The 22,443-nt window shown below is 55.2% G+C and carries 26 protein-coding genes and 1 pseudogene; 22 read left to right on the top strand and 5 right to left on the bottom strand.

Going from position 1 to position 22,443, the window contains the following annotated elements; all coding sequences use genetic code 11:
• Positions 1-58: 58 nt before the first annotated feature.
• Positions 59-637: a Maf family protein gene (locus tag BFQ01_RS16960; RefSeq protein WP_065926167.1), complete on the bottom strand. Its 579-nt coding sequence runs from the start codon at positions 635-637 to the stop codon at positions 59-61.
• A 105-nt stretch (positions 638-742) separates the two neighbouring features.
• Here BFQ01_RS16960 and BFQ01_RS16955 point away from each other — a divergent pair, with 105 nt between their 5' ends.
• The 18 genes and pseudogenes from BFQ01_RS16955 (at position 743) to BFQ01_RS16870 (ending at position 14,940) form a co-directional block, all read left to right on the top strand.
• Complete coding sequence (locus BFQ01_RS16955; RefSeq protein ID WP_027607804.1) at positions 743-1,273, top strand: YceD family protein; 531 nt, start codon at positions 743-745, stop codon at positions 1,271-1,273.
• A 13-nt stretch (positions 1,274-1,286) separates the two neighbouring features.
• The gene (gene rpmF / locus BFQ01_RS16950; RefSeq protein ID WP_008152339.1) at positions 1,287-1,469 is read left to right on the top strand and encodes a 50S ribosomal protein L32; all 183 of its coding nucleotides are present in this window, start codon (positions 1,287-1,289) and stop codon (positions 1,467-1,469) included.
• A 4-nt stretch (positions 1,470-1,473) separates the two neighbouring features.
• Positions 1,474-2,484 carry a phosphate acyltransferase PlsX gene (gene plsX / locus BFQ01_RS16945; protein ID WP_074847485.1) on the top strand — a complete coding sequence of 337 codons (1,011 nt, stop codon included), beginning with the start codon at positions 1,474-1,476 and terminating at the stop codon, positions 2,482-2,484.
• Positions 2,485-2,609: 125 nt separating this feature from the next.
• Positions 2,610-3,548: an ACP S-malonyltransferase gene (fabD, locus tag BFQ01_RS16940; protein WP_065926165.1), complete on the top strand. Its 939-nt coding sequence runs from the start codon at positions 2,610-2,612 to the stop codon at positions 3,546-3,548.
• Between the two features lie 24 nt (positions 3,549-3,572).
• Positions 3,573-4,316: a 3-oxoacyl-ACP reductase FabG gene (gene fabG / locus BFQ01_RS16935; RefSeq protein ID WP_065926164.1), complete on the top strand. Its 744-nt coding sequence runs from the start codon at positions 3,573-3,575 to the stop codon at positions 4,314-4,316.
• A 191-nt stretch (positions 4,317-4,507) separates the two neighbouring features.
• Positions 4,508-4,744, top strand: coding sequence for an acyl carrier protein (acpP, locus tag BFQ01_RS16930; RefSeq protein ID WP_003442511.1), 237 nt, complete (start codon positions 4,508-4,510; stop codon positions 4,742-4,744).
• Positions 4,745-4,871: 127 nt separating this feature from the next.
• Positions 4,872-6,116 (top strand): beta-ketoacyl-ACP synthase II, encoded by a 1,245-nt coding sequence (gene fabF / locus BFQ01_RS16925; RefSeq protein WP_065926163.1) that lies wholly within the window; start codon positions 4,872-4,874, stop codon positions 6,114-6,116.
• Entirely contained in the window at positions 6,116-6,931 is an 816-nt protein-coding gene (gene pabC / locus BFQ01_RS16920; RefSeq protein WP_065926162.1) for an aminodeoxychorismate lyase, read from the top strand. The genes fabF and pabC overlap by 1 nt, the downstream gene beginning before the upstream one ends.
• A 1-nt stretch (position 6,932) precedes the next feature.
• A complete protein-coding gene (gene mltG, locus BFQ01_RS16915; protein ID WP_065926161.1) occupies positions 6,933-8,054 on the top strand; it encodes an endolytic transglycosylase MltG in 1,122 nt (373 codons plus the stop codon).
• A gap of 19 nt (positions 8,055-8,073) precedes the next feature.
• Positions 8,074-8,406 (top strand): annotated as a pseudogene (gene tmk / locus BFQ01_RS16910) (dTMP kinase); the annotation flags it as partial.
• 565 nt (positions 8,407-8,971) lie between these two features.
• A complete protein-coding gene (locus BFQ01_RS16905; RefSeq protein WP_065926160.1) occupies positions 8,972-10,162 on the top strand; it encodes a toll/interleukin-1 receptor domain-containing protein in 1,191 nt (396 codons plus the stop codon).
• An 82-nt stretch (positions 10,163-10,244) separates the two neighbouring features.
• Positions 10,245-10,862 carry an SLOG domain-containing protein gene (locus tag BFQ01_RS16900; RefSeq protein ID WP_065926159.1) on the top strand — a complete coding sequence of 206 codons (618 nt, stop codon included), beginning with the start codon at positions 10,245-10,247 and terminating at the stop codon, positions 10,860-10,862.
• A 2-nt stretch (positions 10,863-10,864) separates the two neighbouring features.
• Positions 10,865-11,635 (top strand): toll/interleukin-1 receptor domain-containing protein, encoded by a 771-nt coding sequence (locus BFQ01_RS16895; RefSeq protein ID WP_065926158.1) that lies wholly within the window; start codon positions 10,865-10,867, stop codon positions 11,633-11,635.
• An 88-nt stretch (positions 11,636-11,723) separates the two neighbouring features.
• Positions 11,724-12,044, top strand: a complete 321-nt coding sequence (locus BFQ01_RS16890; protein ID WP_256097748.1) for a hypothetical protein — start codon at positions 11,724-11,726, stop codon at positions 12,042-12,044.
• Positions 12,045-12,199: 155 nt separating this feature from the next.
• A complete protein-coding gene (locus BFQ01_RS16885; protein WP_065926156.1) occupies positions 12,200-12,712 on the top strand; it encodes a toll/interleukin-1 receptor domain-containing protein in 513 nt (170 codons plus the stop codon).
• A 37-nt stretch (positions 12,713-12,749) separates the two neighbouring features.
• Entirely contained in the window at positions 12,750-13,547 is a 798-nt protein-coding gene (locus BFQ01_RS16880; RefSeq protein ID WP_065926155.1) for a hypothetical protein, read from the top strand.
• A gap of 156 nt (positions 13,548-13,703) precedes the next feature.
• Positions 13,704-14,522: a GNAT family N-acetyltransferase gene (locus BFQ01_RS16875; RefSeq protein WP_141691283.1), complete on the top strand. Its 819-nt coding sequence runs from the start codon at positions 13,704-13,706 to the stop codon at positions 14,520-14,522.
• An 85-nt stretch (positions 14,523-14,607) separates the two neighbouring features.
• Positions 14,608-14,940 carry a hypothetical protein gene (locus tag BFQ01_RS16870; protein ID WP_065926153.1) on the top strand — a complete coding sequence of 111 codons (333 nt, stop codon included), beginning with the start codon at positions 14,608-14,610 and terminating at the stop codon, positions 14,938-14,940.
• A gap of 511 nt (positions 14,941-15,451) precedes the next feature.
• Here the strand turns inward: BFQ01_RS16870 and BFQ01_RS31610 are convergent.
• Entirely contained in the window at positions 15,452-15,685 is a 234-nt protein-coding gene (locus tag BFQ01_RS31610) for a hypothetical protein (protein WP_083244890.1), read from the bottom strand.
• Here BFQ01_RS31610 and BFQ01_RS16865 point away from each other — a divergent pair.
• Both BFQ01_RS16865 and BFQ01_RS16860 read left to right on the top strand, forming a co-directional pair.
• Positions 15,672-16,262 (top strand): CBASS cGAMP synthase, encoded by a 591-nt coding sequence (locus BFQ01_RS16865; RefSeq protein WP_065926152.1) that lies wholly within the window; start codon positions 15,672-15,674, stop codon positions 16,260-16,262. The genes BFQ01_RS31610 and BFQ01_RS16865 overlap by 14 nt on opposite strands.
• Positions 16,234-16,695, top strand: a complete 462-nt coding sequence (locus BFQ01_RS16860) for a Mov34/MPN/PAD-1 family protein (protein WP_370671264.1) — start codon at positions 16,234-16,236, stop codon at positions 16,693-16,695. Before BFQ01_RS16865 ends, BFQ01_RS16860 begins: the two co-directional genes overlap by 29 nt.
• Before the next feature lie 248 nt (positions 16,696-16,943).
• Here the strand turns inward: BFQ01_RS16860 and BFQ01_RS16855 are convergent, their stop codons facing one another.
• The 3 genes from BFQ01_RS16855 to BFQ01_RS16845 form a co-directional block, all read right to left on the bottom strand.
• Positions 16,944-18,392 (bottom strand): alpha/beta hydrolase, encoded by a 1,449-nt coding sequence (locus BFQ01_RS16855; RefSeq protein ID WP_065926150.1) that lies wholly within the window; start codon positions 18,390-18,392, stop codon positions 16,944-16,946.
• 424 nt (positions 18,393-18,816) lie between these two features.
• Complete coding sequence (locus BFQ01_RS32940; protein ID WP_232241696.1) at positions 18,817-19,293, bottom strand: hypothetical protein; 477 nt, start codon at positions 19,291-19,293, stop codon at positions 18,817-18,819.
• On the bottom strand, positions 19,290-19,562 hold the full coding sequence (locus BFQ01_RS16845) for an ECs_2282 family putative zinc-binding protein (RefSeq protein WP_065926149.1): 273 nt from the start codon (positions 19,560-19,562) through the stop codon (positions 19,290-19,292). The genes BFQ01_RS32940 and BFQ01_RS16845 overlap by 4 nt, the downstream gene beginning before the upstream one ends.
• Before the next feature lie 623 nt (positions 19,563-20,185).
• Here BFQ01_RS16845 and BFQ01_RS16840 point away from each other — a divergent pair.
• Together BFQ01_RS16840 and BFQ01_RS16835 are read left to right on the top strand one after the other, a co-directional pair.
• The gene (locus tag BFQ01_RS16840) at positions 20,186-21,622 is read left to right on the top strand and encodes a hypothetical protein (protein ID WP_065889589.1); all 1,437 of its coding nucleotides are present in this window, start codon (positions 20,186-20,188) and stop codon (positions 21,620-21,622) included.
• Positions 21,623-21,633: 11 nt separating this feature from the next.
• Positions 21,634-22,443: a hypothetical protein gene (locus tag BFQ01_RS16835; RefSeq protein WP_065926148.1), complete on the top strand. Its 810-nt coding sequence runs from the start codon at positions 21,634-21,636 to the stop codon at positions 22,441-22,443.

Here is a 22,443-nt window from a genome sequence, read left to right as displayed (position 1 = left end):
TAGTCAGTATGGATAAATGTCGGAGGGGGCAAGCCGCCTCCCACATTTGGTTGTGTTCTTAAGGGATTTGCACGCCCTCGCTGAGTAGCATATCCACCAGCCGAATCAGCGGTAAGCCGACCAGGCTGGTTGCGTCCGGCCCTTCGGTGCTTTGGAACAAGCTCACGCCCAACCCTTCCGCCTTGAAGCTGCCCGCGCAGTCATACGGCTGCTCGATCCGCAGGTAGCGCTCGATGCGCGCTGCATCCAGCTCGCGCATGTGCACGGTAAAGGGCACGCAGTCGACCTGGCAGTGCCCCGTCTCGCTGTTCAACAGGGCCAGGCCGGTGAGGAAGCTGACACGCTTGCCACTGGCGGCCAATAACTGCTCGCGCGCATTTTCGAAGGTGTGAGGCTTGCCGATGATGCGGCCTTTCAGCGCGGCGACCTGGTCTGAGCCGATGATCAGGTGTCCCGGGTGGCTGGCGGCGAGGGCGCGGGCCTTTGCTTCGGCCAGGCGCTTGACCAGTTCGATGGCGGACTCATGTGCAGCATGGCTTTCGTCGATATCCGGCGAGCTGCAGATGAATGGCAGGTGCAGGCGGCTGAGCAATTCCCGGCGATAAACCGAGCTGGAAGCGAGTAATAAAGGCAGCATATACGTCTCCTCAAGGCAGCCGCCGATTCTAGCGGGGCGACCGGCCGACGCACAGGGCTGAATTTCCTTTGACATGGCTGGGTGCATCCCTATAATGCTGCGCCTATGTTGAATGACCCGATTCCACCTCACGTTGACCCGCGCAAATTGGCTGATCGTGGCACTTCCCTTCAAGGTGAGTTGCTGCTGGCCGATTTGGAGAGACTCTGCGACCCGCTTTCCGACACTGTCGGTACGGTGCAGGCCAAATTCGTTTTTGAACGAGATGAACGTAAATCTGTGGTAATTCACAGTTTTATCGACACCGAGGTCAAAATGGTTTGCCAGCGTTGTCTTGAGCTGGTCACCCTGCCGATTCACAGCGAGTGCAGTTATGCTGTGGTAAAGGAGGGTGCGAATACCCAGTCGTTGCCGAAAGGTTATGACGTGCTGGAACTGGGCGAAGATCCTTTGGATCTGCATGCACTGATCGAGGAGGAGCTTCTGCTCGCCTTGCCCATTGTGCCTGCTCATCATCCGGAAGAATGCCAGCAGCCGGCGGGTCTCGATGACGAGTCCGAACCGAGCGAGGACGAGGTAACGCGGTCCAACCCGTTCAGTGTATTGGCGCAGTTAAAGCGTGACCCAAACGTTTAGGAGTTAATCAATTATGGCTGTTCAGCAGAACAAAAAATCCCGCTCTGCCCGTGACATGCGTCGTTCCCACGATGCCCTGACGGCAAGCACTCTGTCTGTAGAAAAAACCACCGGTGAAATTCACCTGCGTCACCACGTATCGCCAGAAGGCGTATACCGTGGCCGTAAAGTGATCGACAAGGGCGCTGACGAGTAATCACTTGTCTGCTCAAGTCATCGCGATTGACGCAATGGGCGGGGACTTCGGTCCCCGCAGCATTGTTCAGGCCTGCATTGCCAGCCTGTCTGCCACGCCCTCGCTGCATCTGACCCTCGTCGGTCAACCCTCCCTCCTTGAAGAATTGATTGCCAGCCATCCGGCGGTGGATCGCGCGCGCCTGACGATTACGCCAGCCAGCGAAACCATCACCATGGATGAGAAACCGGCGACAGCCCTGCGTGGCAAGCCTGACTCGTCGATGCGGGTGGCCTTGGAGCTGCTGCGTGATGGCAAGGTGCAAGCCTGTGTCAGTGCCGGCAACACCGGCGCCCTGATGGCGTTGTCGCGGCATGTGCTCAAGACGCTGCCTGGCATTGATCGGCCGGCAATGGTGGCGGCGATTCCGACGCAGAAGGGCTATTGCCAGTTGCTGGACCTGGGGGCGAACGTCGATTGCAGTGCCGAGCACCTGTTCCAGTTTGCCGTGATGGGCTCGGTGGCCGCCGAAGCGCTGGGCGTGGCCCGGCCGCGGGTGGCCTTGCTGAATATCGGCACCGAAGACATCAAGGGCAACCAGCAGGTCAAGCTTGCCGCCACCTTGCTGCAAGGTGCGCGAGGCCTGAACTACATCGGATTTGTCGAGGGTGATGGGTTGTACCGAGGCGAGGCGGATGTGGTGGTGTGCGACGGGTTTGTCGGCAATATCCTGCTCAAGTCCAGTGAAGGCCTGGCGACCATGATCGCCTCGCGTATCGAGGCCTTGTTCAGGCGTAACCTGGTATCGCGCCTGGTGGGCGCCCTGGCGCTGCCGTTGATGCGTCGCCTGCAGGCCGATCTGGCCCCGGCGCGGCATAATGGTGCGAGCTTCCTGGGGTTGCAGGGCATCGTGGTGAAAAGCCACGGTTCGGCCGGGGTCGAAGGCTTCCAGAGTGCGATTGCGCGGGCGGTGATCGAGATCCAGGAAAACCTGCCGCAACGCTTGCACGGCCGTCTCGAGGACCTGTTGCCTTAGGCGAATCGGCCGGGGAATGCTTAAATGTGACCGGCCAGTTCAATTGACCATCCAATCTGTCAGTTTCGTGCGCTCCCACCGAGGAGCGACCATTTCCGACGACCAGATCATTAGGGGCTTGTTACATGTCTACATCCCTCGCATTCGTCTTTCCAGGGCAGGGTTCGCAGTCCCTCGGCATGTTGGCCGAGCTGGGCGCGCAATACCCGCTGATCCTGGACACGTTCAAGGAAGCTTCCGAGGCCCTGGGTTACGACCTGTGGGCGCTGACCCAACAGGGGCCGGAAGAGCAGCTCAATCAAACCGATAAAACCCAGCCAGCCATCCTGACCGCTTCGATAGCCCTGTGGCGCTTGTGGTTGGCCGAAGGCGGTGCGCGTCCGGCTTTCGTGGCCGGTCATAGCCTGGGCGAATACAGCGCCCTGGTGGCGGCGGGCAGCCTGACCCTTGCTGAAGCGGTCAAGCTGGTCGAGCGTCGTGGACAGCTGATGCAGGAAGCCGTTCCGGCCGGGCAGGGCGGCATGGCCGCTATCCTGGGGCTGGACGATGCCGTCGTGATCGAAGCCTGCGCCGAAGCGGCCCAGGGCGAAGTGGTCAGCGCGGTAAACTTCAACTCCCCAGGCCAGGTGGTGATCGCCGGTGCCAGGGCGGCCGTCGAGCGTGCCATCGAAGGCTGCAAGGCGCGGGGTGCCAAGCGTGCATTGCCGTTGCCGGTGAGCGTGCCGTCACACTGCGAGCTGATGCGCCCGGCTGCCGAGCGTTTTGCCGAGTCCATCGCTGCCATCAACTGGCAGGCGCCACAGATCCCGCTGGTGCAGAACGTCAGCGCAGCCGTGGCCGCCGACCTCGACACCCTCAAGCGCGACCTGCTGGAGCAACTCTACAAGCCTGTGCGCTGGGTCGAGTCGGTCCAGACCCTGGCCGCCAATGGCGCCACCGAGCTGGTCGAGTGCGGCCCGGGCAAAGTCCTGGCTGGCCTGAACAAACGCTGCGCCGACGGCGTGTCGACTGCCAACCTCAATACCCCGGATGCCTTCGCTGCCGCTCGTGCGGCGCTGGCCTGATCCCCGAACTTAGGAGAAGCCTGCATGAGTCTGCAAGGTAAAGTTGCACTGGTTACCGGCGCGAGCCGTGGCATTGGCCAGGCCATCGCCCTGGAACTGGGCCGTCAGGGCGCCGTCGTGATCGGCACCGCCACTTCTGCCTCGGGCGCCGAGCGTATCGCCGCGACCCTGAAGGAAAACGGCGTTCAAGGCACCGGCCTTGAGCTGAACGTGACCAGCGATGAGTCCGTGGCTGCCGTACTGGCCGAGATCACCGCACAGTTCGGTGCGCCGGCAATTCTGGTGAACAACGCCGGTATCACCCGCGATAACCTGATGATGCGCATGAAAGACGACGAATGGTACGACGTGGTCGATACCAACCTGAACAGTCTGTTTCGCCTGTCCAAGGGGGTTTTGCGCGGCATGACCAAGGCCCGTTGGGGTCGAATTATCAATATTGGCTCCGTAGTGGGTGCCATGGGCAACGCAGGCCAAGTAAACTATGCAGCCGCCAAGGCCGGCCTGGAAGGTTTCAGCCGTGCATTGGCGCGTGAAGTCGGTTCGCGGTCGATTACGGTCAACTCGGTGGCCCCAGGGTTCATCGACACCGATATGACCCGCGAACTGCCGGAAGCACAGCGTGAAGGCTTGCTGACGCAGATTCCGCTGGGCCGTCTGGGCCAGGCTCAAGAGATCGCGAATGTGGTCGCTTTCCTGGCATCCGACGGTGCGGCATACGTGACTGGGGCTACAATCCCGGTGAACGGCGGGATGTACATGAGCTAAATTGTGACGGATCGCTTCAAAAAAATGTCATACGAGCTGTCTAAAATCCGTTATAAAGCTGCAACTTAATTTATAGGCAGGTGGCAAACCGGGTACAGGGTGAAGCTTTCAGTTGAAAAGCTGAAAAGGCTTTCTATACACTTACCCACTGGCCAGCTGCCTGAATTTGTCCATTAGGAGTTAAACAAGGTATGAGCACCATCGAAGAGCGCGTCAAGAAAATCGTTGCCGAGCAACTGGGCGTCAAAGAAGAAGAAGTGGTCAACACTGCTTCCTTCGTAGAAGACCTGGGTGCCGATTCCCTTGACACCGTTGAGCTGGTGATGGCTCTGGAAGAGGAATTCGAGACCGAAATCCCGGACGAAGAAGCTGAAAAAATCACTACTGTTCAAGCTGCTATCGACTACGTTACGAACCACCAGGCGTAATAGTTTGTAGTCGTCGCCTGCTGTTAGGGAAAAACCGCACTGCTGTAACGGCGTGCGGTTTTTTCTTTAGCGCTGATGAAAAGTAAGCTCTGAAGCAAAGTGTCGTCATTAGAAAAAGGAGAGTGCTGTGTCGCGTAGACGCGTCGTAGTCACCGGTATGGGTATGTTGTCGCCACTGGGTACGGATGTGCCGAGCAGTTGGCAGGGCATTCTGGCTGGCCGCAGTGGTATTGGTCTGATCGAACACACGGACCTTTCTGCCTATTCCACCCGTTTTGGCGGCTCGGTAAAGGGGTTCAATGTCGAGGAATATCTCTCGATCAAAGAGTCCCGCAAGCTCGACCTGTTCATTCAATACGGCCTGGCAGCCGGTTTCCAGGCAGTGCGTAACGCTGGCCTGGAAGTGACCGACGCCAACCGTGAGCGCATCGGCGTGGCCATGGGTTCGGGTATTGGCGGTTTGACCAATATCGAAGAAACCAGCCGCACGCTGCATGATTCCGGCCCTCGTCGAATTTCACCGTTCTTCGTGCCTGGCTCGATCATCAATATGATTTCCGGTTTCCTGTCCATCCACTTGGGGGCGCAGGGGCCTAACTACGCGATTGCTACCGCGTGCACCACGGGTACCCACTGCATCGGCATGGCGGCGCGTAACATCGCCTATGACGAAGCCGACGTGATGATCGCCGGTGGTGCTGAAATGGCCGCCTGTGGCCTGGGAATGGGCGGCTTTGGCGCCTCCCGTGCACTGTCGACCCGCAATGACGAGCCGACCCGTGCCAGCCGTCCGTGGGACAAGGGCCGTGACGGCTTTGTACTGGCCGACGGCGCCGGTGCCCTGGTGCTCGAAGAGTTGGAACACGCCAAGGCGCGTGGTGCCACCATCTATGCCGAGTTGATCGGGTTTGGCATGAGTGGCGACGCCTATCACATGACCTCGCCACCGTCCGACGGTGCCGGCGCTGCGCGTTGCATCACCAACGCCTTGCGCGATGCCAAGGTCAACCCGGACCAGGTGCAGTACATCAATGCCCATGGCACCTCGACCCCGACGGGCGACCTGGCGGAAGCCGAAGCCATCAAGTCGGTGTTCGGCGCGCACGCCTACAAGCTGGCGGTCAGTTCTACCAAGTCCATGACCGGCCACCTCTTGGGTGCGGCGGGCGCGGTAGAAGCGATCTTCAGCGTGATGGCCATCAAGGACCAGGTCGCTCCGCCGACCATCAACCTCGATGAGCCGGACGAAGGCTGCGACCTGAACTTCGTGCCGCATGAGCCGCAACAGATGCCGATCGACGTTGCGATTTCCAACTCGTTCGGCTTCGGTGGCACCAACGGTTCCCTGGTGTTCCGCCGGTTCGCCGAGTGATGCACAGCTGGGTCGACGGTCAGCCAGGGGACAGCGTGCCCCTGAAAGATCGCGGCCTGGCGTACGGTGATGGCCTGTTCGAGACCATCGCCGTCAAGGCCGGGCAGCCCGTGCTGCTTGACCGTCACCTGCAACGCCTGGATGAGGGCTGCAGGCGCCTCGCTCTCGTTGTGGATCAGACGTTGGTCCGCAGCGAAGTGCAGGCCTATGGCGCCGCTCTCGGCGACGGTGTCCTCAAGCTGATCCTCACCCGCGGCGACAGCCTGCGCGGTTATGGCATCAACCCCGAGGCGCCAGTGCGTCGTATCTTGCAGGGCAATCCGCCTGCTACCTATCCCCAGGCCCATGGAGCCGACGGTGTTCGTCTGTTTGCGTGCGCCACCCGCCTGGCCGAGCAGCCGCTGCTGGCCGGTCTCAAGCACCTCAATCGCCTCGAGCAGGTGATCGCCCGTGCGGAATGGCAGGATGCCGAATATGCCGAAGGGTTGATGCTGGATGTGTCCGGGCGTGTCATCGAAGGCGTATTCAGCAACCTGTTCCTGGTAAGTAATGGCTTGTTACTAACCGCCGATCTGAATCGTTGCGGCGTTGCAGGCGTCATGCGCGCCGAGATTCTGGCTCAGGCGAGCGCCCTGGGCATCCCGGTAGCCGTGGCTGACATCAGCCTTGAGCAATTGCGGGAGGCTGACGAAGTCTTTATGTGCAACAGCGTATATGGCATTTGGCCGGTGCGTGGGTGCGCTGCGATGAGCTGGTCGGTTGGGCCGCTCACCCGTAAACTGCAGGGCATTGTTCGCGCGCTATTGGATATTTGAGTTGATACGAAAACTGGTTGTACTGCTGCTGATCGGTCTGTTCTCGGCGGCTTTGCTGTTGGGGTTTTCCGCGTGGAAATATGACGCTGCCTTGAAGCAGCCGTTGAATCTGACCCAGGAGCAATTGCTCGATGTGCCGGCCGGGGCGACGCCCACCGGGACCTTCAATCGCCTGGAAGCCGATGGCGTGCTCGACGGCGCGTTCTGGTTGCGCCTGTATTGGCGCTTCAACCTGGACGGTCAACCGCTGCACAGCGGTGAATACCGCATGACCCCGGGCATGACCGCCGAAGGCCTGATCGGCCTGTGGCAGCGCGGCGAAGTGGTGCAATACAGCCTGACGCTGGTGGAGGGCTGGAATTTCCGCCAGGTGCGTTCGGCCCTGGCCAAGCATGAAAAGATCGTGCAGACCCTGGCGGGCCTGAGTGACAGCGAAGTGATGGACAAGCTCGGCCATCCTGGCGTGTTCCCCGAAGGTCGGTTCTTCCCGGATACCTACCGCTTCGTGCGCGGCATGACCGACGTCGAGTTCCTGAAGAAAGCCTATAACCGCCTGGATGATGTCCTCGCCCAGGAGTGGAGCAAGCGCGCCGCCGACGTGCCCTATACCGACCCCTATCAAGCCTTGATCATGGCCTCCCTGGTGGAGAAAGAGACCGGTGTGCCGGAAGAACGCGGGCAGATTGCCGGGGTATTCGTACGCCGCCTGAAGATCGGCATGCTGCTGCAGACCGACCCCACCGTGATCTACGGCCTGGGCGAGCGCTACAACGGCAAGTTGACCCGTGCGCACCTCAAGGAAGCCAACCCTTATAACACCTACATGGTGGCCGGCCTGCCGCCGACTCCCATTGCCATGGTCGGCCGCGAGGCGATCCATGCCGCGTTGAACCCGGTGCCGGGCAGCAGCCTGTATTTCGTCGCACGTGGCGACGGCAGCCATATTTTCTCCGATGACCTGGGTGCGCATAATGCCGCTGTGCGTGAGTTCCAGCTCAAGCGCCGTGCCGATTACCGCTCAAGCCCGGCACCGCTGGTAAAACCGCCGGAAGACCTGGCGCCGCCTGCTGATGCACCCGCCGAGCCCGCGCCGGATGCCGCCGCGCCACAAAGCCCGCAATGACTCTGACTAAGGACTGCCTGTGACTGGCTTGTTTATTACCCTGGAAGGCCCCGAAGGCGCCGGCAAAAGCACCAACCGCGATTACCTGGCCGGCCGCTTGCGCGCTGAAGGTGTCGAGGTGGTGTTGACCCGTGAGCCCGGCGGTACACCCCTGGCCGAGCGCATCCGTGACGTGTTGCTGGCCCCAGGCGAAGAACAGATGAACCCGGACACCGAGCTGCTGCTGGTGTTCGCTGCCCGTGCCCAGCACCTGGCCGAGGTGATTCGTCCGGCCCTGGCCCGCGGTGCCGTGGTGATCTGCGACCGTTTTACCAGAGTTCTGTTTTTCCTCGGCTCTCAACGTAAACGGCCAGGATTTTCTTCCGGATTCAGCCTGAGCTTCTGATTTTTTGTTGAAATCCCCATATTACGGGGATTTCGGAGGTGGTGATCATGTACTCTGGATTTCAGTATAGCATCAGCGCTTAAAAAAATGTAAACCCCCTATGCCAGGCCCTCCCTCGATTCAAAAACGTAAACCCCTTTCCCTCAGAAAACCCGTTTCTCCCCGCTAGTCCCCTTATGAGAATGGGCTGAGCACCTCTTAAACCCTATGAATACTGGGCCGTATGGGTTTACGTTTTCATCCTGGCTTCCAGTCCAAGCTCGCTTTTCAGGACGCTCACTCCCCCGCGCAGCCCCTTGCCAGCCTTCAACCTTTAGAAGCCATCAGCACGGCGCCGCTGAGCCGCCCCCCCCCCACCGCCCAGGCTCAAGGTTTTGCGAATTCAATGCCAGTGCCTGCTCCAGCTCCAGGCATACCAATCTACGCACGAAATCCGGAGCTCGACATTTCCGATGCAAGATTCCGAGCACAAGCCCTGCCATTTTGGTTAGCATATGGCCATCAAAATGCCTGTACGTTACGGAAGCAGCTCATGGAAGACCAAGTGGTTGATCAAGCGATAGACCAGGTTCCTTTTTATTGCCTGGCACTTCTGGGTAACCTCCCCGAGGAGGTTGCGGCAGTTCTCAGGGAGCAAATATCGGCCCGCCTGAGAGAACTGGGCCTGACGCTTGGCAAGGACGTAAGCCTGTTCGAGGGGCGCCTCAGTGATTTCCGCCCATCAATCGACCGTTGCTGTGCAGCGCTCTGTTTCGAGATTGGTGCAGACCAGGAAGCCTCGGTAGAGCAGCTCATAAAGCGCCGCATACCCCTGGTTCCCGTAGCGACCTGCAAGACCCGACTGCCCCAAGAGTTTCCGGGCAAGCTGGGCGGTCTCAACGGCCTCGACATGAAAGCGGGCCCCGCAAGCCTCGCAGTTGCTCTGCTGGAGGCTGCCTCGCTCGTTCCGAAGCAGCGGCGGGTCTTCCTCAGCTACCGTCGCGTCGAATCCACAAATGCCGCCCTGCAGCTCTACGCGGCCTTGTCCGCCCGTCAGTACGATGTGTTTCTCGACACCCACGACATCCTCCCGGGTGAGCACTTCCAAGAGGTGCTCTGGCAGCGCCTTTGCGATTCGGATGTGATCGTCTACCTGGATACTAAGAATTACTTCGATAGCCGCTGGACAATTCAGGAATTCGCGAGGGCCACGTTGCGGGGTCTGTGTGTGCTGCGGGTAGGTTGGCCAGGTGTGGAGTCTAAGGCAAAGCAAACCGCCTGCGGTGAGATCTCGCTAACCCCGGAATCCTTGAATGCTCTGGAGCAGCTCCAGGAAGCCGAGCTGAAAAGCGTCATCGATATGGTCGAGATGTTGCGAACCAAGAGCGTCGCGCAGCGCTACTCCCGGTTGGTGGGGAAGCTGCGCAATTCAATTGCGGAGTGCGGCGGGGAGATCCAAGGATACTCTGTGCGCCGTAGCCTGATTGTCTCTGTCGGAGGGAAGCGGATTGTCGTGTATCCCGAAATGGGTGTGCCGACGAGCTATGCGTTGCACGAGGCAACTCTTGATTTGCACCATCCACCCGTAGCGGTCGTTTACAACCAGGTGGGCATTAAAGAGCGCAAATGGCGTGCTCACATGGACTGGCTGCAGGCGTGTGTTACCCAACAGGTTCGCTTGATATCTACGGATGACGCGGGATGGGAGTTTACTGATTGGCCTGAATCATGTGCGGTGACTTGAACAACTGCTTCACAGCTGTTGACTGGAGATGTTCTCCACAACTCACCATGGCGCATTGCCAATCACAATTTTGGAATAAACAATGAGCAGCATTTTTCTATCCGCCAGCGTTCCCGACATCGAGAGTCCATTCTATAAAAAGTGCGATCCGGTGTTGATCCAGGCCGCCCTGCGCTCATTCCTGTTTTCGGTGCTGGGTCGTAAGCATCTGGTTTTCGGTGGTCATCCGTCCATTTCGCCCTTGATCTTGGCTGCGTGTGAAGACCTGGGAATTGAGAACCAGAATGCCGTAACAATTTTCCAAAGTAAGCATTTCTCGAAGAGCTTCCCTGAAGACAACCTGCAATTTGCCAATTTCATTGCCACCCCGGTTGGCGAAAATCTGCAAGCTAGCCTTGATATCATGAGAAACCAGATGTTCAGCACCTATCACTACGACGGTGCGGTTTTCATTGGTGGCAAGGAGGGGATTGTGACGGAGTACGAACTCTTCAAGCAGCAATGCCCGCTAGCTACAGTTCTTGCATTGAAAAGTCCAGGGGGAGCGGCGGCGGAAATTAAGGGTTTGGCCGAAAACGAAGATGATGAACTCCTTGATTATGTAGGGTTGTTCTCATCTGGGCTTGGGCTCAGCCATAAGCACGAACGTCAACCGACTGCTCCGAAGTTTCGTATTAATGATGATTTAAAGGGAATTTAATAATGCATTTTGGTTTTGATCTAAGTTTGGATCGCGTGAGTCTGCCGGTTTCGTCAGTGGTTGTTGATGCGCATAAGAGCGCAATTTCAAGAAAAATTGTTAGCTTGAAATCGTACCTCATGAAGGACGGTACTAGTATTGATGCGCAACTAATTGCTAATCATCTCTTCCCAGAGGTGAGCTGTGATGTTTTTATTTCACATTCCTTCGATGATCAGGATTTGGCCATTCAGCTTGCCCACGAGCTGAGACAAAAAGGCGTCAATGCTTTTGTAGATTCCGTTGTTTGGGGGTCGTCTTATGAGCTGCTTAGGGTGATTAATGAGAAGTACTCTAGAACGGTGCCAGGCGAGAGTTTTGACTACGAGCGCGCTAACCGATCTGCCGCCCATGTTCATATGATATTGGCGGGCGCGCTGCAGAAAATGATCATGCAGTCCTCCACTCTGTTGTTTCTAAATACGGATCGCTCTGTTTCCACCAAGAACTCTGTTCAAGGGAAGAACATGACGCATTCACCTTGGATTCATATGGAGCTGATGTTTAGTCATATGATATGGCGATTGCGGAATAAAGACATTATGCTTGAGGCGGCCATGGAGTCGCTCAGCACATCAGTCCCAATTTTTCATACTGCGCCTGTAGAGCATCTGAAGTCTGTCTCGTCTTCCAGATTCATGAATTGGCTGAAGTCTCGCCCTAATTCTGATGATGGCACAAGCTTTAATTCGGCAATTCGTCAGTTCCATGCTAACCCAAATCGAGCCTACTAAATTGGATAGGAAGCTTAAGCACCTGGAGTTCGTCCAAGGTATTGTCAACCGATTGTCCACAAACTCCTTCCTCCTTAAAGGCTGGTCGGTGCTGCTGATTTCTGGACTTTTTGCGCTCGCAGCTGCTCAAGACAGCAAGGGCTTCGCCCAGTATTCTCTTGTGCCAGCGATCGCATTGTGGGGGTTGGATGGTTATTTCCTGGCCTTGGAGCGTAACTACCGACGTCTCTACGACAAGATCAGATTACTGGAGCCGGATAACGTCGACTTTGCCATGGCGCTTGACGTCAAAAATGGAAATATGGACTTTTTCAAGGCTGTCTTCTCCAAGACGCTGATCATTTTTCATGGATCTGTATTCGCTTCGATCATAGCTGCGACGCGCATCTTAGGAGCGCCTGCAGCTTAAAAGTCCGGACGGCCCCATAACCCGGACGATTAGGCTACCCGGATGGCTTAGCAATAAGGACATTCTAGCCATCCCGACAGCTTAGCAATGCCGTCATCTTAGAATACGAGTAGATACCACTGACCCGTTCCGGCAACACCACAGGATAGCTAGCAATGCCCCTTGATCTCGGTACCTTACGATCTGCAGGCTCGCGCAGTCGTTATTACACCACCGCCTCGAACTCTCAGAATGCCCGTACGCTCGGCTACAGAACAGCGTTCTTGTGCCATAGCCATAAGGATCGAATAGCGGTTGAGGGATTGTTGAAGTTCTTCAAAGATCAAGGTCTCCATCTGTACGTCGACTGGATGGACAGTGAGATGCCAGAGCGCACCAATGGCAACACTGCCAGGATGATCAAAAGCAGGATTCTGGAGGCTGACCTATTTCTATTCCTGGCAACGCCCAATGCCTTGGCGTCACGCTGGTGTCCGTGGGAAATTGGTTACGCTGATGGTGTAAAGAGCTATGACAGCATCTTCGTGATCCCTACTAAAGAACACGGAAAAACGTATGGCAATGAGTACGTCGATATCTACCGGCGCATCGACGAATCTCAACAGGGCAGCCTAGCTGCCTGGTATCCCGGAAGAACAAGCGGCGGTGTCGTCGCGCGGTCACTCTAAAACCGTGGCAGAGCATGAACTAAGATAAGGATTATCCATGACGCCTAACATCTCCGAGTTTTCTTATGGCTATGCAGTGACCAACGAGGTCGTGAAGCTGCTGGGAAGCTCGATCGCCGCTGCACCGCTATTCCCGACGCTGTACGCTGAAGGTCAGGCGGGAGGAGGGTATGATGTTAAGATTGTCGGTGGTATTCCGATTTTCTTGCAATTTAAGCTGAGTCATTACATGGCGCGGACAAATTGCAAAGAGCACGACCTTATGGGTGGGGCGTATTATCGCTGGCATCTGCATTCTCTCAAGCGATCAGATCAGCACAATTTACTCCTTGAGCTCGAAAGCAAAGGGAATCTTGTTGCCTACACAGCCCCGATCTTCCATGAATGTGCAGAGTTAAATGCCCATTATCTGAATGATGCGATCCTCGATAATTCTATGGCATTTAAGCCTTCGGACATCGGGGAGATTACAGATGAAGAGAGTCATTATGTCGTATTTAACCGGCGTGGCCCGGCATATCGCTGCTCAGATGATCCAGTCTCAGTCAAATTCAGTAAGTTGAGTGGGTTCCTCAATGGGCAGGTCAACATGACTGCAACGGAGCCTTTGGATGATGAGGGAGTGGTAAGGCTGGGGGAGGAAATTATTGAGGCGGTGGAGGGCGCGAAGGTGCGTCGGCTCAAGACCCAGTTAAGGCTGAAGGAGATCGACACTCAGGAGCTCAGCAGGGTTATCCGAGCACGCCCGTCGCTGGAAACCTTGTCGCTGATTTCGCGGACAGTCCTGGATTCTGAGTTGTTGATTGTCAATCCTCAATGGGGAAAATCCCGCTGAGCACATCATGAAATGATGCTCATATCATAGGGAAATCGCTTGACAGTTAGATGCAGGATTCACCGAAACGATCGATTCAGAGCGTTTCGTGCCTTGACGCATCCATTTTTAGGTCGCCAGAATGGCCCCATAGCCGTTCGGCTGTTGAATAGGAATATGGCATTGTCATCGTCAAACGAAGTCCCCCCGTTCTCTGCGCTCGACGAATCAGATGTAGTGCTCGAAGCTATTTACGCTGATCCAGCCAGGGTTCCACCCTACGTCTCTTATGTGGAAGCCTATTCGCCCGTTGGTAAATCCATGGGGCAGGTCGAGGTCGAGCTTGTCCCTATGACAGCCGATCACGCTTCTTGGTGGCATGACCACGTTCAACCGATCATCAAAAGGAATTATCGCACTGCTTCGCAAGGTGGAAATAAAGACATCCGCGCTGATCTGAATTGGAACTGGAATAGAAGCTTCCAGTTGCTGAGTGTGCATAACTATGGGCACTTCAGAACCAGAAGTGCGCATCCGGCGTATGGCCTGACGATGATTGCGCGTAACGATCGGGGGGAGGAGGTGCCGGTCGGAGTGATGACTCTGGTGCCGCAGTACCTTTGCAATGCAGACACATTCGGTACCAAAACGTACACCTGGTATATCTCTGGGGCTCCTACTGAGTTTTACGATGAGTACTTTGGGAGCCTGAACCTGGCAGGAGTTGGAAAAGCACTATTTGACGCAGCCATTATCGCTTCTTATCGGGCAGGTTTGGATGGATCGCTGTTCCTCCATGCTGCGGCTAATGGTGGTAAAGATCTGGTTCAGCTTTACAAGAAATTGGGGTTTAAATCGATCGGATTCAAAGCCCTGCCAATTACTCCGTTTCGCTGGCTAGACAGGAAAGGGTACATGCTGCTCAAGCGTGAAGGTGCAGCGGTGATTATCAAGCGCAATGACCCGTATCGACGGAAGGGCTATGTCGCCGAGTAGGTGCGTGCTGAGGTATTCGAGCCTGACCCCTTTACGTCAGCCTAACCTCACATGCTAGGCTGAAAGCAAGACTGGAGAAGAATTGATGAATAGTGCTGAAGAAACCACGCTCCTTCTTGCCAAGGCTGCGAGGAAAGTGTTGGGACGGAATTTTGACATTGGAAGCGCCTCAGGGCAGGTGGAGCTGCGCGAGTTTGCACGTGAGCTCGCAGCCAGTCCCGATGATCCTGGTACTGAGCTCGTTTTGAGGTTTATGGAGGCTCTACAACCTCCCCGAGAGTCTCGGCTGCATGTAACGAAGGGCGTGGCGCCGCCGATCATCCAGCTTGATATTCCTGAAGCAGATCGGGTGCTGCAGAAAGGCAGGGGTTATTTCCGGGCACCCACTCGCGATTCTGATTTCAATCCTGGGTTGTAGTGTTATCCACCTTTGTGGGCTTGTGTAGCGGTACCTCGTGATGATCATGGCGTTACTGGCCACAAATGCACTTAAGTTCGTGTAAGGGCGTGTGCTGTTCATCTGGCAGTTATTTGATGAGGCCTTGGCCTTGGCCGTGCCCTTGCGGTCAGGCTGTCGTCAACCAAGCCTGGCCCCCGCAGGGCCAGTCTTGGCCCTGCGGGCGTCCATCCTTCACGGCTGCCCGCACCGCTTGCCTATAGCTACTGCCCGTCAGTGGTGGCGTGTTGTGAGGACGCGGTGGATTTGGCACTGTGGGGCGCTGTCTTTGGCATCCCCAGTAAACATGCGGGCTAGAGACGATTTTGAATGCCAAATAGCCTGCATATTGCGTAAGAATGAAGAAAATCCCCATTTTCCTTAGCGCAGCCTTTGGCACCGAAAAATAGCGCAACATATTGATTCTGCTCTGGTTTATCAGGAGTGCCAAATATCACGTTGGTGCCAAATCCGGCGCCTGCTCACACCTTTATCAGGCTGACTTAGCCGTATCAGTCCAGCGCTGATAGCTCTGCTCGGCATGCTCTGGGTTATCCAGCTTCGGGTTTGAACGCAAAGCGAACGCCTTTTCAGCCAAGACCTCCAGCCGCTCAGCAGTCTTGGGCAGCCAGCCATTCTTGATCACCCACAGCTTGATGTTCTCTGGCTGCTTTTGGTCGTTACCGGAGGTTTCACAGAGACGGTCTGCAACCGTGACACCCTCCAAGCTGCCGAGAGCGCTTCGCGAGCGGGGCTATGAAGGCAAGGAGTGCAATCCCAAGTTCTTCATTCAGGGCTCCTGGGCTTACAAAACACTCAACCGTCCATGCCAAACCCCTCCTCAGCAGTCCGACGTCGATGACGGCGTTTACTTGCCGATGAGCATTGTGACGGAGGAGAACCGACCTACCATGGCGATCAAAGATTTCCGGGCTGCGGTATCGGATGTCCTGAAGCCGCTGTGCGATGAAAAAGGCTGGGAGCTTTCTTCAAAAGCGACCTGCTTGCGCATAGAAATCTCGACTTTTGCCCATATTGATCTTCCGCTCTACGCCATCCCGGATGATCAGTATCTGAAGATCGTAGACAGTATGGAGGCGAGAAATTACACGGCGATCAAAGCTCTTGCGACCAACTCGGAGCAGGACTGCTGGAAGAAACTACCTTCGGACAAAATTCTTCTCGCTTGCGAGGACAAATGGATCATTTCTGACCCGTTGAAAATGAAGGAATGGTTCGAGTTGGAAATCTCGGACAAAGAGGAGCATGCGGTTCATGACTACATGGCGAAGGCCAGAAGATGAGCAGTTTGTATACTTCAGCCAAAGTGTCTTGGAGATTTTCGAGCGCCATATTCAGAGCGATGATGGAACGGAGGCCGGAGGCATTCTTCTTGGGCATGTACGCGGAAAACATCTCGAAGTCTTGGAGGCCAGCGAGCCGACTCGCCAGGATCGCCGGTTGCGCTATTTCTTCGAGCGAATGATCCATGGTCACAAGAGTTTGGCAGACAAGCGCTGGCAGGAGACCAATGGCTTGGTTAGATACATCGGAGAGTGGCACACCCACCCGCAAGAGGTGCCGAGCCCTTCACAGATTGACCTGGATGAATGGGAGATTCTGGCCAACGGCCGTACTGATCGGCGCCCGCTGCTGGCGGTGGTGGTCGGGCGACAGAACCTCCATGTTGAGTTGATGCATGCAAATGGGACGCGTCAGGAGTTTCTTCAACGATGATGCCGGATCGGCTCGATCTTCCAGTCCTGCTTAGATGTATTCCAGCGCTACCCAGCGTTGGCTTGAACTTGGGATGACTGTCAGTAGCGCTGCATCGAGTTGTGCCTCCGCACGGCACCCGCATCCAGTGTGCTCGTCGACCCCTTACTTCCTACCTGATTATTCATCAAGATCAGACTGTTCGGAACCAGCCACGGCCAAGTCGATATGCAGCGAAGGAGGTCAAATATGCGGCCCCGTCGCTCGGGCTATGTGAGCTCCCAGTAACCTTCCTCTCGCTTAGTGATGCCCGCACGCTGGTCAGGTTTGTGCCGGTGCCTGACGACGTAGAACAAGTCACGGAACACCTTGGACACATCGGCGATGTAGCTGTGGCCTAAGCCGAACATGTCTTTGCCCGCAGCAGATGCATCCACGGTGGACAGAGAGCTCATGACCAATGGCGGATTGGCGTCCCCTGCTCGGGGATAACTGTGAACGAATCTGGACGCTGCAATCGCTCTATCATGCCGGGAGGCGTAGAGCGTTACTTGTTCAAAGGTATCGAAAACCTGTCCAATTTGTTTGAACCGGCTAGTGTCCACGTCTGGGGCCGCCAGGATGATTTGGTGGATAGGGGTCGTGCCAGGCTTGTGCTTCCAATTTTCCAGAACTGACAGGAGCGCTCTATTACCCATGCTATGTGCGACGATGTGCAGGGCTGACAACCCCAGCTGCTCTGTCACATGAGTCAAATACTGCCTGAGATTGGCTGCTGACCAATCTACAGTCGCTTCATCGGCGGGATAGCCCGCCGGCGTACCCAGTGACGCCCAGGAGAAGCACAGCATCAGGCCTGGGAATTTTAGGTCGTGGCAGAGCTGTGCTGCACGCCACAGCGCAGCGTCGAAGCCGACGTTATAGCCGTGGATGAATAGCAGGCCTTCTTTCTTCGAGGGATCCTGACCTATTCCTTGATGGCTCAGATACTCCTTGGCGCTTGTGAACCATGCATCCAAATCCAGGAGCGCACTACTGTGGACGACGATGTGTTTGTTGGGATTGCCCTTTGTCTGGGTAGGCCAAAGCCAAGGTCGTTCAAGCTTACCCTCACGGTGGATATGAGGGATAGAGACCTCAGCGACGCCGTAGGCGATCGTGCCTTCGCTTCTGAACCCACTAAATTTCACTGTGCGGCCAGGCTCCTGCAGACGATCCGTCCCGTAAAAGATTGGATAGGTCGTGTAAATCTGTTGTACAGGGTTCCGGCTGTAGCAAACTTCGGAGCTGAAGTCATACAGCAAGCCGTCAGGGGCCTCTCTAGAGTGTATCCCGCACTCTTGGGGCGGGTGAAGCTCCTGTGGAATATCGACTGCTTCCTCTAAAGCTCTCTTGTAATCAGTATTTCTGACTGCTGACGAAATTTTAGCTCCGCTGGGCATCCGGGCGCTTAGAAATGCCTCTACATCAACGGCCCTTTGTCCAAGGCTGATGTCTTCAACCCTTTTCAGAAGATCTTCAAAGGTGTCTATTGCGTATCGTCCCGTTATGCGGGCCCGAAGCACCTCAATCAGGGTATCAGGTGGACTTTTTCTCCAGCAGAAAAACAGCGCACTTGAACTGATCACCCGATGGCGGGAAGACCCCGCTATAGCGTTCATACGAAGGATCGCGAGTGCAATCTTGAGCTCGTGCAAAGTCCGTTTTGGCTGTTCCATGATCCAAGCCCTAGTGAGCGAAACGAGTACTGTAAAGTGGAATTCTTACCGTTGGCAACTCAGCTCCAGGCATGCCTAGATTGACCGCGCGAACTGGGCTTCCCTGGCTCAGTGCCAAGCGCTCTGCAGCACCCCAGCCTCCCTGAACTGGTTAGTTGTGTTGTCTGCGAAGAGGGTGCCCGGAACGGTCAGGCCACGCAGCTGCAAGGGTGGCAAAAGGCCATCAAAACCTATGCCCGCATCTCCCATTTGTCCAACGCCCTCGGGCTGCCATGATCTCCGCTGGGGTCTACTTGAGGGAACCGATCTGCCGCGAATCCAGTAGCCCTCCATCAATCGGGAGCTATGGCTGGTGACGGTTCGAAGTAGCGTGCTGACTTGCACACTGCTGAATTGAGGGTGATTACCTACGGCTGCCAATTTTTCACAAGGTAGCCCATAACTCCTTCGCGACCCTGCCCGTACGCCCATCCTCCCACTCAAGCTTTACCAAGTGCTTTGATTTTGTACCCAAATGAACGGCGGCAATTAGCTCTACCGACTGATGCACATCGAGCAGTTGAAGCGGAAATTTGCTTGCAATGTCACTTTCAAGGATGACTTCGTTTCCTTCGGGGAAGTAAATCGTTACATGGTGCGCAGGGGCTTTTCCTTTGTTGAAGACCTTTAGCCGATATTTGCTATTGCCCAGCTTCAAGAATGTCGCCCCTAGGTCAGCTTGCTTGTCCAGTTCTACACCAGCGGTCTCTTTATTCAGGAGCAGCTCATTCAGTTGCGCTTGGCTCTTGATGACCTCTTGCTGTCGGTTGTTGAACTGAACGGTTTTGAAAGTGGCGTACACGGAAAAAAACAGAGCCAGGGTGGCGATGATGTCTCCGGATTCGAAGGTGACGTTGATCATTTGAGCTTGAACCCTCTGCTGCCCTTGAACGCTTTTTGAAGACGCTTACGCAAATCTTCAGCCATTGCCTTCGAAACCTCCTTTTTGATCTCGCCAAGATGTACTTGGATGTTCTCCTCGTTCTCGCGGCGCAACTCTTCCCTGCTGATCACGCGCTCGCAACCAGTGCAGGTTACGCTGTGGCTTTCGGGCGACTCGCTTTCGAACGTCGTGCCAGCACAGGTCGGGCAATGGAGGTGGATGGTGCGGGATTGCTTATCCAAACTCATATCAAGGCCTCTGTTAATGCATGCCGCTTAGCCTAGCCCACTATTCGATGACAAAAATATCAGTTTGGATCATTAGTTCCTCCTTATGCTCATAGCCAAATGAGTAGTGCTGGAAGGAAAAATTCCAACGATTTTTTTTGAGTGACTTGCTGAGTGACGTTTGGCATGAATTAGCCAACTGTTCACGCCCCGTCCTTGGCTGACAGCAGTGGTATAGGACAGAAGGGCAGGGTTTTCCTAATAGGCATGGGGCTGGAGGTTTTGCTCAACTGAACGTGTTGGTCAAGGAATATTGATATGTATTGTCGAGTAACCGATTTCTGAACCCTTGACGACCGTTCCTCTTGGACGACAGTTAAAAGACATTGATGCGAGGAGCGCCCCTACGAGCGGCTCATTATTTGCAGCCATCAGTCGACAATGTCCGTTTCGCACTTGCCACCGGGAACTGCTGAGGTCATCATTTCGATATCATGATGGCTACTTGCTGGCCTCATGCGTTACGGACAACGAGCGCAACCGAATCCCCCCTCTGAAAACACGAAACGGCGGCCTGCTGCTCGCTTCGCTTGCTCGGTGGAATGTGAAGCGACGTTAAAAATAAATGAGTATGGATATTTTCGATGCGTTTTCTTAAAAAAGTCCTCGCAGCCATTGTCGCTTTTTTTTCACGACAAGAAACAGAGGCTACCGAGCCCCTCATTCCCAAAATCGACCCTGAAAAGCTGAAGAAGAAACTCGATCTTCAGAGGATCGCTAAGGAAAACGGTGCCAAAGGGATTCCCGCACATAGTGCCACTCAGTTGACTCATGCTGAGCATGCTGTCCGGGGAGAGCTCGGAAGGATGCGCGAGCAGACTGTAAAGTACGGTGAGCAGCGCATTAAACAGATCCAAAATCGTCTTGACTCCATCGATATTACGGTGGACATGAACCGCGCGATTGAGCTGGGGAATGAGTTTGTGCGCTCATCTGATCATCACCTCACTCGTGAGGAAGGGCGTATGACAAGTTTCGCCACCGATGTGAAGACGAAGTTTCAAATTTTGACAGCCTTTCGTAAAGAGCATCGGTTATTAGACATCTCTGCGAAAACCCCAAGCGGCGCCTATATTTTCCTGCAAGTCTTGATCGTCATCGCATGCTGCGTCGCAGAAGGTGCGCTCAATGCGACGTTTTTTGGCTCTGGTCTTGAGGGGGGACTGCTCAGCGGTTTCTCGATGGCCTTCGCTCTCTCTTTTTTCAACGTTCTCATCTGCTTCTTGTGCGGTTTTGTATTTCGCTACAAGAACCACGTCAAAGCTACTTTTCGATTCTGGGGGTGGGTGTCCTTTTCATTTGCCGCGACCGTGACGCTGGCGCTCGCGATATTGATTTCCGCTGTTCGTCATGTGCTAAGCGTAAGTGAAGATGGCTCCCAAAATCCGTTGCCACTCGCAGTTCAGAATATTCTGTCAGGTACATTTCCCATCCAAGACTTAGAATCCCTGGTTCTGTTTTTCGGGACACTCCTCTTTGGAGTTGTCGGCTTATGGAAGGGTTACCGGCTACTTGATAGTTACCCAGGATATGCACCCGTCTGGAAGCAATATTCTGAAGCCCATCATGTTTATATCGAGCTCGTTGACGAGTTGCGTAGCAGGCTAGAAGTTGAGAAAACCGACGTTTTGCAGAAAATTGACAACGCCGTACAGGGGGCCGAAAAAGAGATCAACGCGTTTAGATACAACATGAATCAGAAGGCAATCGTGAAAAAGCAGGTTGCTGAAACTTTGGTTATGGCTGACGAAACGTTGCAGAGCCTGACCAGGTTTTATCAGAACGAAAATATGATGGCGCGTCCATCAGGCAGCCCTGCGCCCGAGTACTTTGATCAGCCAGTCGTGTTTGGTGAGCTTGAGATGCCAGATTTCGATGTCTCGCGTGACGAGATAAAACTCGAAGAGCAAGAGAGCCTGCTGGGCAGGATGGTGGCCCAGGTCGAGCCGATGAGAGGAAAGATACAAGCCTCGTTCAATCAGCAAAATATCCAGCTTCAACCATTGCAAGATTTGGTGTAAGGAAATTAGTTATGTCGGTTTACGCCAAACGCAAGAGTAACGCTGGCACATGGATTTTGGCTGTAGTGATCCTCATTGCGCTATCGGCTGGAGCATGGGCCTACGTTAATTTCAAGCTCGCGCAAGACACTATGGACAAGGTTACCCTGTGTCCGACCAAGGGCCCAAAGGGCCATGTCGTTGTGTTGATTGATAACACCTCTCCTTTTCCGTTCACTCAGAAGGCTGCTCTCACCCAGCGCCTCAAAAGCATGATTGCGACGGACATTCCTGAGGGATATCTGCTGTCCGTTTTTCTGCTCGGGGAGAAATTTGAGCAAAATGAAAAGCCGATTTTTGAACGCTGCAACCCGGGACAGTGGAAAGACCGAAGTCAGTTAACAGCGACCAAGAAATTTGTAGATCGAGATTTTAACGAAAAATTTGAGAATCCGTTGCACGAGGTTGTACGCAAAATTCCCCTCGACCAACACAGCAAGCTTTCCCCGATTTTTCAGATGCTTCAGTTGGTGGGGATCAACGGCTTTTCCCATGCGAACGTAGACGGCGATCGCAAGCTCATCATCTACTCGGACATGCTCGCGAACATGCCTGATTTTTCGATGTACAAAGGCGCTCTGATGTCTTTTGGAGAGTTCGCCAAAACGCCATATGGTCGAAATGCGCAGGCACCAGGATTGAAAGGGGCGGTGGTGACGATCAACCTACTTGCCAACGAACATAAAACCGCTCAAACCAATCGCCTCGGAGATTTCTGGGCGAATTACTTCGATGCCAACGAAGCGTCGGTGGACGGAATCAGCTCCATGGAGGGACTGTAA

It is taken from the genome of Pseudomonas sp. 8 R 14 (genome assembly GCF_900005955.1).
In the GTDB taxonomy this organism is placed as follows: domain Bacteria; phylum Pseudomonadota; class Gammaproteobacteria; order Pseudomonadales; family Pseudomonadaceae; genus Aquipseudomonas; species Aquipseudomonas marginalis.
This window is presented reverse-complemented; position numbering and strand designations above follow the sequence as displayed.